The organism is Paraburkholderia sp. Ac-20342 (assembly GCF_017104985.1).
GTDB lineage: Bacteria > Pseudomonadota > Gammaproteobacteria > Burkholderiales > Burkholderiaceae > Paraburkholderia.
The window spans coordinates 52448-68428 of sequence record NZ_JAAGPQ010000002.1; the positions used below are offsets into that span (position 1 = coordinate 52448).

Sequence of the window (15981 nt, forward strand, 5' to 3'; positions counted from 1 at the left end):
TATGAGCATGGATTCCCATAAGCGCGACTTTTCGACCAACGCGCGGTTGCCCGGCATTTTTGCGCTGGCGGCCGCGATCGGCATGGTCAGCACGCTCGCCGCTTTCGTATTGCTGAACCTGATTCATCTGTTCACCAATCTGTTCTTCTTCGGCACGCTGTCGTTCGCCGACCGTTCGCCGGCCACCAATACGCTCGGCCTCTGGGTCATCGGCGTGCCGGTGATCGGCGGGCTGATCGTCGGGATGATGGCGCGCTTCGGCTCCGAAAAAATCCGCGGCCACGGCATTCCCGAGGCGATCGAAGCGATCCTGTTCGGCAAGAGCAAGATGTCGCCGAAAGTCGCGATACTCAAGCCGCTGTCGTCGGGCATCGTGATCGGCAGCGGCGGACCGTTCGGCGCGGAAGGCCCGATCATCATGACGGGCGGTGCGCTCGGCTCGCTGATCGCGCAGTGCATCAAGGTCACGTCGGCGGAGCGCAAGACGCTGCTGGTCGCCGGCGCCGCCGCCGGCATGACCGCGGTATTCGGCACGCCGGTGGCGGCCGTGCTGCTGGCGGTCGAACTGCTGCTGTTCGAATGGCGGCCGCGCAGTTTCCTGCCGGTCGCGGTGGCCTGCGCGGTCGCCGGTTTCGCGCGCGCGATCTTCTTCGGCACGGGTCCGCTGTTTCCGCTTCAGACAGCCACGCCCGATGGCTGGTCGCTGATTTCGTGCCTCGTCGCGGGCGTGCTGTCGGGCGCGCTGGCCTCGGGACTGTCCGCCGCGCTCTACAAGGTGGAAGACCTGTTCGGCAAGCTGCCGATCCACTGGATGTGGTGGCCGGCGCTCGGCGGCATCGTGGTCGGGATCGGCGGGTGGCTCGAACCGCGCGCGCTCGGCGTCGGCTACGACGTGATCGGCGATCTGCTGCATCAGCATATCGCGGTGCAGGTCGCGCTTCTGCTGCTCGCCGTGAAGGCGGTGATGTGGGTCGTCGCGCTCGGCTCGGGCACCTCGGGCGGCGTGCTCGCGCCGCTCCTGATGCTCGGCGCCGGACTCGGCACGGTGCTCTCGCACTGGCTGCCCGGCAGCGAGCCGGCCTTGTGGCCGCTCGTCTGCATGGCCGCGACGCTCGGCGCCACGCTCGGCGCGCCGCTCACGGCCATCGTGTTCGCGTTCGGCCTCACGCACGACAGCAACGCGCTGCTGCCGCTTCTGACCGCCACGCTGGTCGCGCACGGCTTTTCGACCATGGTGATGCGCCGCTCGATCATGACCGAGAAAATCGCGCGCCGCGGTTATCACATCTTTCGCGAGTACGGCGTCGATCCGCTCGAACGCCACTATGTCGACGAGGTGATGACGGCCTCGGTCGAATCGGCCGAGGCGAGCGCGACGGTCGGCGCCACGCTGCAAACGCTGTTCGGCGCGAACCAGGTGCGCCGCGCCTATCCGGTGGTGCGCGACGGCGCGGTGATCGGCGTGGCCGACCGCATGCTGCTCGAACGCTTCTGCGCCGACGACGCGGAGCGCAAACGCGCGCTGCCGCTCGCCGAGGTATTCGCGCAGCACAACACCGCCTTTGCCTTGCCATCCGAAACATGCCGGCTCGTCGCAACGCGCCTCGCCGTGCTCGGTCTCGAACGCCTTCCGGTGGTCGCCGACCGCAAGAGCATGCGGCTGATCGGCATCGTCTCGCGCAGCGATCTGGTCAAGCCGTCGCTCGCGCACTTCGAAGAGGAACACAAGCGGGAACGCTTCAGACGCATCGGGCCGGCGCCCACCAAGCGGCGTTTCGCGCCGGTTCGCAAAACCGGCTGAAAAAAGCCGGGATTGGCGATAGCAGAAAGGCCGAGGCCAGTGATGGCCTCGGCCTTTCCATTTGCAGGTCCCTGACGCGTTGCGCGGCAAGAAACGGCACCACCGCCCGCACTGCTGTCCGCCGTCCCCTGCTCCGTGAGAGGCATGGATCACGCTTCCCATGAGGCCCCGATCCGTACCGGACATCATCCCCAAAACCGTATAGGTACTGTACCGGCCCACCCCGATAGAATGAGCTTCATCGGTCATTCACCTTTCCGCCGCCACGGAGCCATTCATGTCTTACGTCAGTCTCAGCGCGCTGCCCGCCGGCATTCTGTTCGCGCTCGTCACGTCGATCACGCCCGGTCCGAACAACACCATGCTGCTGGCCTCGGGCGTCAATTTCGGCTTTCGCCGCACGCTGCCGCACCTGTCCGGCATCAGCGCCGGCATGGTGCTGTTGATGCTGTCGGTCGGCATCGGTCTCGGCGAGGCGTTCGTGCATTTCCCCGTGCTGTACACGGTGCTCGAAGCCGTCAGCGTCGTGTATCTGCTGTATCTGGCGTGGAAAATCGGCACCTCGGGCGAACTGAAGCTCAAGAAGGGCGAGCGCCGGCCCATGCGCTTTCACGAAGCGATCGCGTTCCAGTGGGTCAATCCGAAGGCGTGGATGATGGTGCTGACCGCGGCCACGACGATCCACCTCAGCGAGAGCTTCGGCATGAATGTCGTCGCGATGGCGGTGGTGTTCTACGTGATCGGCTTTCCGTGCATCTGCCTATGGGCGGGTTTCGGCACGGCCATGCGACAGGTGCTGTCGAATCCGAAGCGGCTGCGCATCTTCAACGTGGCGATGGCGCTGCTGCTGGTGGCCTCGCTGTATCCGATCGCGCTGAAGCTGTTCGGCCACGGCGGCTGAGCACGGCCGGCCTTCGCGGCCTAACACCGCACAACACAGCGCCGCGGTGCCGCACGTTACGGCTTTCGTAGCACGCCTCGCACTGCCACATCCGCCCGCCGCGCTCAGAACGCGCCCTGCCCGACCCGCTCGATGAAGCGCCACAATGCATCGTCGGTCGAGTACGGCGCGTTGAAGCGGAACCAGGTGCTCGGCGCGTCGTCGGGACGGAAGTAGGAACCGGGCGCGAGCCAGATGCCATGCGCGAGCGCGGCCGTCGCGACCGCGCCCGCGCGCTCGGGCTCGGGCTCGATCGGCAGGCGCGCCATCATGAAAAGCCCCGCGCGCGGCCGGTGAAAAATCTCGAGCCCGAGCGCATCGAGCCGTTCTTCGAGCGCGGCCTGCGCGAGCTTGAGCCGTTCGTTGACGGTTTCGACATGGCGCGCATAGCGCCCCTCGACCAGCACCTTGTCGACAATCCGCTCGATCGTTTCCGACGACGTCAGCCCCACCGCCATCTTCGTGCGCGCGAGTTCGCGCAGCACCGCCGTCTCGGCCACCACATAGCCGCAGCGCAGCGCGGGCGTCACCGTCTTCGAAAAGCCGCTCACGTACACCACGCGCTGCAGCCCTTCCATCGCGGCAAAAAGCGGCGCGCCCGACGGCGCGAGTTCGCGGCTCACGTCGTCCTCGATCACCCACATGCGCTCGCGCTCGGCGATCTGCAGCAAACGGAACGCGGCCGACATGCCGAAGGTCGCACCGGTCGGATTCTGCAGCGTCGTATTGACGAAGATCGCCTTCGGCTTGTGCCGCGCGACCAGCGTGTCGAGCACGTCGGTATCGATGCCGGCCGGCGTGCGCGGCACGCCATGCACGACGAGGCCGGCGAGCTTGAGGATCTGCAGCAGGTTGCAATAGCCGGGATCTTCGACGATCACCGTATCGCCCGCGCGCAGCAGCGTGCGCACGATCAGATCGAGCCCCTGCGTCGCGCCCTGGGTGAGCAGCACGTTCGTCACGTCGACGGGCAGGCCGCGCCGGTCCAGTTGTTCGGCGACGCGCTCGCGCAACGGCGCGAAACCGTACGGATGACCGTAGTCGCCGAGGCGCACGGCCGGCACCCGGCTTATCGCCCGCAACGCATGCTGCAAACCGCTTTCGTTGATCCACTCGGCCGGCAGCCAGCCGCAGCCGGCCTTGATCGGCACCGAATGGTCGGCGAACACGTCGGACAGCAGCCAGGTCGCGGTCAGGCTCGGCGGCTGCCAGTCGTCGGCGGCCGCGCGCGTGGCCGGTCCGCGCGCCGCGACGCGATAGCCGGAGCCGCGCCGCGCGACCACGAGCCCCATCGAGACGAGCCGGCCGTAGGCCTCGGTCACCGTGAAGGTGCTCAGTGCATGGCTGTGCGCGAGCTGCCGCACCGACGGCAGCAGCGCGCCCGCGCGCAGCGATTGCGCCTCGATCGCCTGCGCGAAGCCTTGCACGACCTGCTCGACGAGCGTCGGCGCGGCGCGCCGGTCGCGCTGAAGTTCCAGTTCGATCATGATGCGGGCGATGAATCCAGGCAAAAAAAACGGGCCGGGCCGGCCGGGGTGAATGGACGCTGTGGATGCGGTGCCTGAGCATTCGCGCCGTGAATCGATCGCCCACCGGAACAGTTCACGCGAATCCGCCAGCACAGTTAGCACCACACTTCGTCAACTGTTTATGCCGTCATTAAACCGCGAGCGCTACAGTTTGGCTACGCAGAAAACCCGCACCCCCACCTACTCCAAGGAAATGCCATGAACTCGCGCCCCGTCATCGACGATCTGTCGTCGTTCTGGATGCCCTTCACCGCCAACCGCCAGTTCAAGGCCGCGCCGCGCCTGCTGGAATCGGCGAAGGGCATGTACTACCGCAGCACCGACGGGCGCGAAGTGCTCGACTGCTGCGCGGGTCTATGGTGCGTGAATGCGGGTCATAGCCGCGACGAGATCGTCGCGGCGATCACCGCGCAGCTCTCGACGCTCGATTACGCGCCGACCTTCCAGATGGGTCACCCGCTCGCGTTCGAAGCGGCCGCCAAGGTCGCCGAATTGATGCCGGCCGGCCTCGACCGCATCTTCTTTACGAACTCGGGCTCCGAATCGGTCGATACGGCGCTGAAAATCGCGCTGGCCTATCACCGCGCGCGCGGCGAAGGCCAGCGCACGCGTCTGATCGGCCGCGAGCGCGGCTATCACGGCGTCGGCTTCGGCGGCATTTCGGTCGGCGGCATCTCGCCGAACCGCAAGGCCTTCTCGGGCGCGCTGCTGCCCGCGATCGACCATCTGCCGCACACGCACAACCTCGAACACAATGCGTTCTCGAAGGGCCAGCCCGCGTGGGGCGCGCATCTGGCCGAGGAACTGGAGCGCCTCGTCGCGCTGCACGATGCGTCGACGATCGCCGCGGTCATCGTCGAGCCGGTGGCCGGTTCGACCGGCGTGCTGATTCCGCCGCAAGGCTATTTGCAAAAGCTGCGCGAAATCTGCACGAAGCACGGCATCCTGCTGATTTTCGACGAGGTCATCACGGGCTTTGGCCGCCTCGGCAAAGCGACCGCGAGCGAGTGCTTCGGCGTGACGCCGGACATCATCACGCTGGCGAAGGCGATCAACAACGCGGCGATTCCGATGGGCGCGGTCGCGGCGAGCCGCGCGATCCACGATACGGTCGTGAATAGCGGCGCGCCGGGCGCGATCGAGCTGTTCCACGGCTACACGTATTCGGCGCATCCGGCCGCGGCCGCCGCCGCGATCGCGACGATCGACCTGTATCGCCGCGACAAACTGTTCGAACGCGCGGCCGGCCTCGCGCCGACGTTCGAAGCGGCCGCGCATGCGCTGCGCGGCGCGAAGCACGTGAAGGACGTGCGCAACCTCGGCCTCGTCGCGGGCATCGAGCTCGAATCGCGCGACGGCGCGCCGGGCGCGCGGGCCTACGAGGCGTTCGTCAAATGCTTCGAGGCGGGCGTGCTGATCCGCTTTACCGGCGATATCCTCGCGTTTTCTCCGCCGCTCATCATCGACGAGGAGCAGATCGCGCATCTCTTCAGGACGGTCGGCGAGGTGCTCGCGACCGTGCAGTAAGCGCGGCTCGAAACACCCTCAGCGCAAGCAGAAGCGGCGGCACGCGTTGGCGTGCCGCCGCTTTTTTTATCGCGCCTCGCGTGGATGCGCTTGTAGATGCGCATGCGATACGCGCGTTCAAACACACGTGCTCAAACACGCGGCTTCAAACGCACAGGCTCAAACAGTCTTCACGATCTTGGGCCGAAAGGCGGGATTGCCCGGCAAGTCTCCCGCCGCCTCGTTGCGCGCGGCACTCGTCGATAAATACCGCAGGCAGCATACGCGCAGAAAAGACGCGAAATTCAGCGGCTCTTCGCCGCGCAAGGCCAGCAGTTCGTCGTAGAGCTTGACGGCGAATTGCGTCGTGGTCATGTTCTCGCGGTTGGCGATTTCCTGGAGTACATCCCAGAAGAGATTTTCGAGCCGGACCGTCGTGACGACGCCATGAATGCGCAGCGCGCGCGTGCGCGACTCATAGAGGATCGGATCGGCGTTGACATAGACATTGCACATACTGTCCCTCGCAAATGATGACGTAGCGGCCCTCGCGCCGCTAAGCCAGCCCGTCAGATTTCGCGTTTGCTCATCTGCCCGGCGATATAGTCGGCCTGGCGGATCGCGAGCGTCACGATGGTCAAGGTGGGATTCTCGCCCGCGCCGGTCGTGAACTGGCTGCCATCCGAAATAAACAGGTTCGCAATGTCGTGCGTCTGCCCGAAGCGGTTGCATACGCCGTCTTCCGCTCGCGCGCTCATGCGGGCCGTGCCGAGATTATGCGTCGACGGATAAGGCGGCACGCGATACACCGTCTTCGCACCCGCCGCTTCGTACACGGCCGTGCCCTGCTTGAAGCCATGTTCGCGCATCGCCTCGTCATTGGGATGATCGTCGAAATTGACGTTGGCCACCGGCAGTCCGAACTGATCCTTCACGTCGTGATTGAGCGTAATGCGGTTGTTCGCGCGCGGCATGTCCTCGCCGACGATCCACATGCCCGCCGTGTACGGATACGCGTCCATCGCGTGCGCAAAGTCGGCGCCCCACGCACCGGGATTCAGGAACGCCGCGTAAAACGGCAAGCCGAGCGAGATGGTCTCCATATGATAGCCGCCGGCGAAGCCGCGCTTCGGATCGAAGCGCGCTTCGTCCTCGATGATGCCGGCCATCGTCGTGCCCTTGAACATCTCGACCTTGTTTTCGAACGTGGCGTAGACGGAGCCCGTCGTATGGCGCATGTAATTGCGTCCCACCTGGTCCGACGAATTGGCGAGTCCGTTCGGATAGCGGCTCGATGCCGAGGCAAGCAGCAAACGCGGCGTTTCGATCGAATTGCCCGCGACCGCCACCACGCGCGCCTTCTGGCGTTGCAGCTTGCCTTTGCCGTCGTAGTAGAGCACGGCATTCACCTTGCCGTGCGCATCGTGTTCGATGCGCGCAACGTGCGAATGCGGCCGCAATTCCATATGGCCCGTCGCCTGCGCCTTCGGAAGCTCGGTATAGAGCGTGGACCACTTCGCGCTGAAGCGGCAGCCCTGAAAGCAGAAGCCGCGTTGATAGCAGTGGCTGCGATCGTCGCGATTCACGCTGTTGATCGCCATATGCCCGGTGTTGCATTGGCGATAGCCGACCTTGGTCGCGCCCGCGAACATCACCTTGAAATTATTGTTGCCCGGCAGGCCCGGCCAGCCGTTCGTGCGCGTCACGCCCATCTTCTTCTCGGCGCGGTCGTAGTACGGATCGAGATCCTCGCGCGTCACGGGCCAGTCGAGCAGCGTCGCGCCGTCGATGACGCCATAGGTCGTGCGCGCCTTGAATTCGTGCGGCTGGATGCGCAGGCTCGCGCCGGCCCAGTGCGTGGTCGTGCCGCCGACCGTCTTGCAGATCCACGCGGGCAGGTGGGGGAAATCGCGCGCCACGCGCCAGCTGCCCGAGGCCGTGCGCGGATCGAGCCAGGAGAGCAGATGGAACGCATCCCACTCTTCCGTTTTGAAATCGGCCGGCGTGTTGTGCGCGCCCGCTTCGAGCACGACCACGTCGATGCCCTTCTGCGCGAGTTCGTTCGCGAGCGTGCCGCCGCCCGCGCCGGAGCCGATGATGACGACCACGTTGCTGTCGTCGAGCGAAAAGCGTGTGCTGCCTTGTGTCGTTGCCACGTTGGGTCTCCCGATGTCACGCCGCCGGAACCGGGCCGCTGTCCTCGGCGGGCGGCTCGGGCAGCCACGCGAGATTGTTGAAGCCCTTGAACAGATAACCGCCGTCGCCCTCGCTCGCGCCATAGCCGAAATGTTGATACGCGAGCGTGCTGCTGTAGATCGACACCACGGCCGTGCCGCGCACCGTTTCGAAGAACGGCGTGCCCGCGAGGGCGGCGACGTCGCTGGCCTGCGCCTCGGCCGCCTGCTTTGTCCAGTCTCCGCCGGGGGCTTTTTTATCGAGCGCTGTCACGCCGTCGGCCAGTTGCTTGCGCACGGCCGCGTCGTGCTGCGCCTTGGCGTCGAGGTCCTTGACCGCGAGCGCATAGACGGCATCGTCGAGCGTCTTGTGCGGATAGAGTTGCTTCGTCAGCGCCAGCAGCACGGCGCCCTGATGCGTGTCGAGATGCTTGAGTTCGAGCGCCCAGACGCGGCTCGGCGCGAACATCGCCAGCGAGGAAGATACCGCGAGCGTGCCGATCAGAATGCCCGTGCCCTTGAGCCATTCGCGGCGCGTAAGCGCGATGCGCGCACGCGTCCCACTCGCCGCTTGCGCGTCGAGGGCAATATCGATGGTCTTGCCTGTCATCGTCGTCTCCTTCCATGTTGGCGCGCGGACTGTGGGCATCCTTGCGCGCGGGCGGGTGCCGGACTAGCGATAGTGTCCGTGCTTCTCCAGCACCTCGATCTTGTAGCCGTCCGGGTCTTCGATAAAGAAGTAGCGCGCAAGCAATTCGCCCGCGTCGTTTTTAAACTCGCGCAGGTCCTTGGGCGCGAAGCCGAGACCGAGCAGGCGTTCGCGCTCCGCGTGCGTGTCGTCGACCACGACGGCGACGTGGCCGTAGCCGTCGCCATGCGTGTACGGCGTCTCGCGGCCTTTGTTCCAGGTGAGTTCGATTTCGGCATCGGCTTCGCCGTTGCGCAGATAGACGAGCGAGAAGTCGTCGAAATCGAGCCGATGGCTCGGCGTCATGCCGAGCACGGTCTCATAGAAAGCGAGCGAGCGCTCCAGATCGCGCACGCGAATCATCGTGTGGATAAGCTTGGCCATATCCCTCTCCGTCAGTGTGCGATGCGCGAGCCGGGCCGCGTGAGGCACTGCGCGAGCCGATTCGCGCCGGTCACGGAATCAAATGTAGCGACCCCAACTGCCGCTGAGGTAATACGCGGCTAAATCCATGCCAGGGATTACACGGAGTCGTGTCCACATTTGCGAGGCGCGCGCGATGCGGTTTGCGCAGAACCGTGTGTAAAGTGATACCTGAAGTGATGCCTGATCTGGCCGACCGCCGGGTATGGGATCAGAATAGGCGATGAAGAGTTAACTCAGGTCGATCGCTTTGCATGGTGCATGGAATCGGAGTCGGCGCTGAAGCGCCAACTCAGGTCGACCGCTTTGAGGAGACGTTCATGAAGAGTCCCACCGTTCGCGCGGGTGCGCATATCGAGGGCGTGCACTGGGTCGCCGAATATGCCGAAGACGTCCACGAAATTCGCGTGTTTCGCGAAGGGCAGGAAGTGGACGTGCACGACGCGCCGGCCACGCTATTCGGCGACGAGGCCAGCGCGGGCTCGAAAAGCACCGCCGATCATCGTGCGATGGAAGCGGCCGTGCTCGCCTATCTGAAGCACTTCGTCATGGAGCACGACGCGGAAGAGTAGCTGGCGGCGGCCTTCGGTGTCGTGAAGCGTGCAGGCCGCCGGTATTTTCAAGCCGCCAGCCCTTAGTCCGCTACTCCGCCGGCCGCAGCTTCTTCACCTCGGCATCCGACGGCTGCACGCTCGCGCCGTCGATATACCGGTACGACGTCATCACGCCCTTGCCGTCCTTCAGCGCCGTCACGCCGACATACGCGCCCATGGTCGACTGGTTGTCCTGCGGACGGAACATGATCGGCCCGAACGGCGTCTGCACATTAAGCCCCTTGAACGCGGCGGCCAGCTTGTCGGAATCGACCGAGCCGGCCTTTCGAATCCCGTCCGCGATCGACATCATCGCCGTATAGCCGACCACCGAACCGAGCCGCGGATAATCGTGGAAGCGCGCCTGATACGCCTCGACGAATTTTTTATTGGCGGCCGTATCGATCGAATACCACGGATAACCGGTCACGATCCAGCCGCTCGGCGCTTCGGCCCCGAGCGGATCGAGATAGTCGGGCTCGCCGGTCAGCAGCGAAACGACCGCGCGATCCTTGAAGAGCCCTCGCGTATTGCCCTCGCGCACGAACTTGCCGAGGTCCGCGCTGAACAGCACGTTGAAGATCGCGTCGGGCTTCGCATCGGCAATCGCCTGGGTTACGGCGCCCGCGTCGATATTGCCGAGCGGCGTGGCCTGTTCGACGACGAACTGCACATCGGGCTGCGCGGCCGTCAGCAGTTTCTTGAAGGTCGCCACCGCCGACTGCCCGTACTCGTAGTTCGGGTAGACGAGCGCCCAGCGCTTCTTCTTGAGCTTCGCCGCTTCCGGCACGAGCATCGCAACCTGCATATAGGTCGACGGACGCAGACGGTACGTGTATTGATTGCCGTCGGCCCAGACGATCTTGTCGGTCAGCGGTTCGGCGGCGAGGAAGAACATCTTCTTCTGCTTCGCAAAGTCGGTGAGCGCGAGGCCCGTATTCGACAGATAACCGCCGAACAGCAGTTGCACCTGCTCGCGCGCAATCAGCTCCTGCGCAACGCGAATCGTATCGCCGGGGTTGCCGTTGTCGTCGCGCGAAATCACTTCGAGCGGCTTGCCGAGTACGCCGCCCGCCGCGTTCACCTGTTCGAGCGCGAGAGTCCAGCCGTTGCGGTAGGGTCCGAGAAAGGCGGGTTGCGCCTTGTAGCTATTGATCTCGCCGATTTTGATGGTCTGCTGTGCGCTCGCGCCGAATGCGGCAAACGAGCACGCGGCCGACACCATGAGGCGAGAGATCCATCCTGCGCGCGTGGTCATGCGTTTCTCCGTGGTCTGAAGGATTGCGGGTTTTTCCGGTATTCGAGTGGCGGGCGGCGCGGCAACCGAGGCGATACTCGCCGCAACAAGCCGGCATCGTATCGTATCGCTTCATACGCGCATTCATACGCCGACTCATACGCTTAGACATGCACGCCTGACCGTATCGTTTTGCGCAAGCTCGCCGAGTGTGCCGCCGAAACGAATCTGCCCTTTTTCAAGCACGTACGCGCGATCGCTGACCAGTTCGGCGAAGTGAAGATTCTGTTCGGATAACAGAATAGAGAGTCCCTCGCGCTTCAGTTCGAGAATCATGTTCGCCATCTGCTCGACGATCACGGGCGCGACGCCTTCGGACGGTTCGTCGAGCAACACCAGGTAAGGATTGCCCATCAGCGTGCGCGACACCGTGAGCATCTGCTGCTCGCCGCCGCTCATCTGTCCGCCCGGGCGCTTCGGCATTTCGCCGAGATTCGGAAAGAGGCGAAACAGCTTGTCCGGCGTCCATTGCGGCGCGCCTTCGCGCGGCGGCTGGCGGCCCGTATCGAGATTTTCCATCACGCTCAGATCGGCGAATAGGCGGCGGTCCTCGGGCACGAAGCCGACGCCCATGCGCGCGATCCGGTGCGGCGGCAGCGCGCCGATATTCTGGCCGCGAAACGTCACTTCGCCGCGACGGCGCGGCAGCAACCCCATGATCGCTTTCATCGTCGTCGATTTACCCGCGCCGTTGCGGCCGAGCAGCGCGACGACTTCGCCGCGGCCGACTTCGAGATCGACGTCGAACAGGATATGCGCGCGGCCATAGAACGCGTTGAGGCCGGCCACCTTCAGCATCGGTTCGCTCATTGCCGTGCCCCTTCGTCTCGACCGTGGCCGTTCGCGCCACCTGCCGCGTGAAGCAACGGCGCCTGCGGGCGGAACGTCTTGCCGGTGCCGAAATAGACTTCCTGCACGCGTGCGTCGTTGCGGATCGTCTGCGCATCGCCCTCGGCGATCAGCTTGCCGCGCGCGAGCACGATCATGCGATCGGCGTAGGCAAACACCACGTCCATGCTGTGCTCGGTAAACAGCACGCCGATCCCGTTCTCGATAACAAGCCGTTTGGTCAGCGCCATCAATTCATGACGCTCCTGCGGCGCCATGCCGGCCGTCGGTTCGTCCATCAGCAACAGCTTTGGACGATTCGCGAGCGCGATCGCGAGCTCGACGCGCTTCACGTCGCCATACGCGAGCACGCCGCATGCGCGGCTCGCGTGCGCGGTCATGCCGACCTGTTCGAGCAGTGCGAACGCTTCGTCGGCATAACGCGAGCGCGCCGGCCTCCATATACTGAAGGTCTTTTTCTCGCGCGACACGAGCGCCATCTGCACGTTTTCGAGCACGGTCATCGAATTGAACGTAGCGGCAATCTGGAACGTGCGGCCCACGCCAAGCCGCCAGATATCGCGCGGACGCATGCCGACCAGCTCGTGACCGTCGAGAAGAATCGAGCCCGACGATGGCGGCAACTGTCCGTTGACCATGTTGAAGCAGGTCGATTTGCCGGCGCCATTGGGCCCGAGCAGCGCCAGCAGCTGACCGGCTTCGAGAGCGAAGGAAACGTCGTCGACGGCCTTGACGCCGCCGAACGATTTCGACAGGCCGCTCACGCGCAGCAGACTCATAGGCCCTCCTTGAGCGCTTCGGTGCGCTGCGCGGGCGACGTGCCGCCGCTATTTTCATCGGTATGATCGAGGCCCCCGTCGCCGAAACGCTCGCGAACGAAGCCGACCATGCCCTGCGGAAACGCGATCACGAGCAGCAGGATCGCGACGCCGAGCAGCGCCTGCCAGTAGTCGGTCTGCCGCGCGACCGTATCCTGCAACCAGGTGAATACGGCCGCGCCGACGAGCGGCCCGCTCAGCGTTTGCAGGCCGCCGAGCAGCACCATCACGAGACCGTCGACCGAACGGCTCACGCTGATGACGTCCGGCGAAATAGTGCCCTTCGAGAACGCATACAGCGAACCGGCGAGCCCGCAGAACAGCGCCGCGATCACGAACGCGGCCCACTGCACGCGCCTGGCATCGATGCCGATCGCCTCGGCGCGCAGCACGGAATCGCGCGACGCGCGCATCGCATAGCCGAGCGGCGAAAACAGCATGCGGCGCAACAGCCACACACCGAGTCCGGCACAAACGAGCGTCAGGTAATAGTAGGCAAGCGGCGACGCCAGCCAGTTCGACGGCCATAAGCCGAGCACGCCGTTGCTGCCGCCCGTTACGTCGTCCCACTGGAATACGACGGACCAGACGATCTGCGCGAACGCGAGCGTGAGCATCGCGAGATAGACGCCCGAGAGGCGCACGCAGAACCAGCCGAATACAAGCGCGCCAAGCACGGCAAGCAGCGGGCCGAGCAGCAGCGCGGCTTCCATCGGCAGATCGAGCACCTTGAGAAACAGCGCGGCGCCGTATGCGCCGAGCCCGAAATACGCGGCATGGCCGAATGAATGCATGCCGCCCGGCCCCATGATGAAATGCAGGCTCGCCGCGAACAGCACCGCGATCAGGACTTCGACAAGCAGCACCGGCATATACGGAAACGCCCCGGCCGCGAGCGGCGCAAGCGCGAGAACCAGCAACACGAGCGCGGCGAGCCACTTCACGCGCCTGCTCGCGGGACGCAGCGGCGCTTCCGGCGCGCCCATGCCGCGCACCGCGACGCTCGCGCGGCCGAGCAGTCCCCACGGCCGCACGACAAGCACGACCGCCATCACGACAAACTCCGCGACGAGCGTAAAACGGCTCAGCGACAAGCCGATGCCGAACAGCGTCACATGGCCGATGCCGATGCATAGCGCCTTGATTTCGGCGATCAGCAGCGCCGCGATAAACGCCCCCGGAATCGAACCCATGCCGCCGACCACGACGACCACGAACGCATTGCCGATCGTCTCGAGATCGAGCGACAGGTTCGCCGACATGCGCGGCCCTTGCAGCGCGCCGCCGAGCCCAGCGAGAAACGCGCCGATGAAAAACACGCCGGTAAACAGCCACGCCTGGTTGATGCCGAGCGCGCCGAGCATCTCGCGGTCCTGCGTCGCGGCGCGCACGAGCGTGCCCCAGCGCGTGCGCGTCAACGCATACCAGAGCAGCAGCAGCACCAGCGGACCGATGACGATCAGCGCGATATCGTAGGTCGGCAGCGGATGGCCGAGAAAATCGACCGCGCCCGCGAGATGCGGCGCGCGCGGGCCGAACAGATCGTCGGGGCCCCACAGCCAGAGCGCGGCATCGCGAAAGATCAGCACGAGCGCGAATGTCGCGAGCAGATGGAATAACTCGGGTGCCTGATAGATACGCCGCAGCACCACGATTTCGACGAGCGCGCCGAGCACCGCGACCGCCAGCGCGGCAGCCAGCACCGACAGCCAGAAGCCCGCCACCGTATGGCCGAAGCGGCTCGCGATGCTGTACGCGACGTAAATCCCGATCATATAGAACGAGCCATGCGCAAAGTTGACGATGCGCGTTACGCCGAAGATCAGCGACAGGCCGGCGGCAACGAGAAACAGCGTCGAGGCATCGGCAAGTCCGTTGACCAGTTGTACCAGCAGATTCGAAAGCATTGCGACCCTCGGCGGCCAGCCGAAAGGCGTGCGAGCGGCGGGCGCGTCGGCACGGTCGGCGGGCGTTGCAGCGCGTGCGGCACCATGCGCCCGCGTCAAAGGCAGGACACTACCAGTGAATCATCCCGCATCACAACCCACACAAAATCTACGCCGAAGCGAACGGGCGTGCAGTGTGTGGCGGCGCATAAAAAAACGCGCGCCGGACAACATTCCGGCGCGCGTTCTTTAATCAGCGAAAAATGGCGATGCGGCTTGCGATACGCTTAAGGCTTTGCCGCCGCCGCGGCATCGTCTTCGCGGAACAGCTTGTCGGCGAGATGGAACGCCGAATTGGCCGCCGGCACGCCGCAATAGATCGCGCTCTGCATCAGCACTTCCTTGATCTGATCACGCGTCACGCCGTTGTTCTTCGCGGCGCGCAGATGCAGCGCGAGTTCTTCGTTGCGGTTCAGCGCGACCATCATCGCAATGGTCAGCAGGCTGCGCGTATGGCGCGGCAGGCCATCGCGCGTCCAGATCTCGCCCCATGCATAGCGCGAGATAAAGTTCTGGAATTCTTCGGTCAGCTCGGTGCGATTCGCAAGCGAGCGGTCGACGTGCGCATTGCCGAGCACTGCGCGGCGCACGCCTATTCCGGCTTCGTAGCGGTCTTCGTCGTTCATTTCGTCTCCGTCAGGAAGTCGAGTACGGTCTTCGTGAAAGCGTCGGCCTTCTCGATGTTGGAAATATGCGAGGCGTCGAGTTCGACATAGCGCGCGCCCGGAATCGCCTGGGCGAGTTCGCGGCCTTGCGCGGGCGTCGCGGCAACGTCGTGCGTGCCGCTGATGACGAGCGCCGGCAGCCTGATGCCGGGCGCTTCGGGGCGCAGGTCGGTCGCGTCGATCGCGTCGCAGTTCGATGCATAGCCTTCCTTGTCGGTATGCACGAACACGTCGCGGATCATCGCCAGCACGATCGGCTCACGCTCGATAAAGTCAGCCGTAAACCAGCGCGGCAGCACCGCGTCGGCCAGCGCGAGCATGCCTTCGTTGCGGGCCTTCGCGGCGCGCGGCACCCACACTTCCGGCGAGCCGATGCGCGCGGCCGTATTGCACAGCACGACGCGCTCGAAGCGGTCGCCATAACGCGCGGCAAGACCGACGCCGGTCAGGCCGCCCATCGACACGCCGCAAAAATGCGCGCGCGCGATCTTCAGCGTATCCATCAGGCCGATCACGTCACCGGTCAGTTGCTCGATCGTGTACGGCCCCTTCGGCGCTTCCGAATGGCCGTGGCCGCGCGTGTCGTAGCGCAGCACGCGGAAATGCTTCGACAACGCCGCGACCTGCGGCGTCCACATGGACAGATCGCTGCCGAGCGAATTCGACAGCACGATCCACGGCGCGTGGCCGTGACGGTCGCCGTCGATGCGGTAATGAAGCTCGGTGCCGTTGACTGCGGCGTAGGGCATGCC

At 65.0% G+C, this 15981-nt stretch carries 15 protein-coding genes; 4 read left to right on the plus strand and 11 right to left on the minus strand.

Annotation, left to right across the window (positions count from 1 at the left end; genetic code table 11):
* The first annotated feature begins 1 nt into the window (after window position 1).
* Together G3N58_RS01025 and G3N58_RS01030 are read left to right on the plus strand one after the other, a co-directional pair.
* Window positions 2-1801 (plus strand): chloride channel protein, encoded by a 1800-nt coding sequence (locus tag G3N58_RS01025; RefSeq protein ID WP_167281983.1) that lies wholly within the window; start codon window positions 2-4, stop codon window positions 1799-1801.
* Between the two features lie 277 nt (window positions 1802-2078).
* Window positions 2079-2702, plus strand: coding sequence for a LysE family translocator (locus G3N58_RS01030; RefSeq protein WP_167044595.1), 624 nt, complete (start codon window positions 2079-2081; stop codon window positions 2700-2702).
* A gap of 104 nt (window positions 2703-2806) precedes the next feature.
* On the opposite strand, the gene G3N58_RS01035 is transcribed toward G3N58_RS01030, so the two are convergent.
* A complete protein-coding gene (locus G3N58_RS01035) occupies window positions 2807-4228 on the minus strand; it encodes a PLP-dependent aminotransferase family protein (RefSeq protein WP_205998281.1) in 1422 nt (473 codons plus the stop codon).
* A gap of 240 nt (window positions 4229-4468) precedes the next feature.
* On the opposite strand from G3N58_RS01035, the gene G3N58_RS01040 reads away from it, so the two are divergent.
* A complete protein-coding gene (locus G3N58_RS01040; RefSeq protein ID WP_167281970.1) occupies window positions 4469-5797 on the plus strand; it encodes an aspartate aminotransferase family protein in 1329 nt (442 codons plus the stop codon).
* A gap of 159 nt (window positions 5798-5956) precedes the next feature.
* Here the strand turns inward: G3N58_RS01040 and G3N58_RS01045 are convergent, their stop codons facing one another.
* The 4 genes from G3N58_RS01045 to G3N58_RS01060 all read right to left on the minus strand — a co-directional run bounded on the left by G3N58_RS01045 (window position 5957) and on the right by G3N58_RS01060 (window position 9022).
* Window positions 5957-6292, minus strand: coding sequence for a ribbon-helix-helix domain-containing protein (locus G3N58_RS01045; protein ID WP_167044604.1), 336 nt, complete (start codon window positions 6290-6292; stop codon window positions 5957-5959).
* Window positions 6293-6345: 53 nt separating this feature from the next.
* On the minus strand, window positions 6346-7932 hold the full coding sequence (locus tag G3N58_RS01050; RefSeq protein WP_346778226.1) for a GMC family oxidoreductase: 1587 nt from the start codon (window positions 7930-7932) through the stop codon (window positions 6346-6348).
* Between the two features lie 16 nt (window positions 7933-7948).
* Window positions 7949-8560, minus strand: a complete 612-nt coding sequence (locus G3N58_RS01055; protein WP_205998283.1) for a tat (twin-arginine translocation) pathway signal sequence — start codon at window positions 8558-8560, stop codon at window positions 7949-7951.
* Window positions 8561-8623: 63 nt separating this feature from the next.
* Window positions 8624-9022: a VOC family protein gene (locus tag G3N58_RS01060; RefSeq protein ID WP_167044613.1), complete on the minus strand. Its 399-nt coding sequence runs from the start codon at window positions 9020-9022 to the stop codon at window positions 8624-8626.
* A 359-nt stretch (window positions 9023-9381) separates the two neighbouring features.
* On the opposite strand from G3N58_RS01060, the gene G3N58_RS01065 reads away from it, so the two are divergent.
* Window positions 9382-9633 (plus strand): hypothetical protein, encoded by a 252-nt coding sequence (locus G3N58_RS01065; protein ID WP_205998284.1) that lies wholly within the window; start codon window positions 9382-9384, stop codon window positions 9631-9633.
* A 70-nt stretch (window positions 9634-9703) separates the two neighbouring features.
* Here G3N58_RS01065 and G3N58_RS01070 read toward each other — a convergent pair whose 3' ends face one another.
* From G3N58_RS01070 to pcaD, 6 genes are all read right to left on the minus strand, one after another.
* A complete protein-coding gene (locus tag G3N58_RS01070; protein ID WP_205988352.1) occupies window positions 9704-10912 on the minus strand; it encodes an ABC transporter substrate-binding protein in 1209 nt (402 codons plus the stop codon).
* Between the two features lie 135 nt (window positions 10913-11047).
* A complete protein-coding gene (locus tag G3N58_RS01075; RefSeq protein WP_167044623.1) occupies window positions 11048-11761 on the minus strand; it encodes an ABC transporter ATP-binding protein in 714 nt (237 codons plus the stop codon).
* On the minus strand, window positions 11758-12579 hold the full coding sequence (locus G3N58_RS01080; protein ID WP_205998285.1) for an ABC transporter ATP-binding protein: 822 nt from the start codon (window positions 12577-12579) through the stop codon (window positions 11758-11760). The genes G3N58_RS01075 and G3N58_RS01080 overlap by 4 nt, the downstream gene beginning before the upstream one ends.
* A complete protein-coding gene (locus G3N58_RS01085) occupies window positions 12576-14525 on the minus strand; it encodes an ABC transporter permease (RefSeq protein WP_205998286.1) in 1950 nt (649 codons plus the stop codon). The genes G3N58_RS01080 and G3N58_RS01085 overlap by 4 nt, the downstream gene beginning before the upstream one ends.
* A gap of 266 nt (window positions 14526-14791) precedes the next feature.
* Entirely contained in the window at window positions 14792-15190 is a 399-nt protein-coding gene (gene pcaC / locus G3N58_RS01090; protein WP_205998287.1) for a 4-carboxymuconolactone decarboxylase, read from the minus strand.
* Entirely contained in the window at window positions 15187-15978 is a 792-nt protein-coding gene (pcaD, locus tag G3N58_RS01095; protein WP_167044635.1) for a 3-oxoadipate enol-lactonase, read from the minus strand. The genes pcaC and pcaD overlap by 4 nt, the downstream gene beginning before the upstream one ends.
* Window positions 15979-15981: the final 3 nt, after the last annotated feature.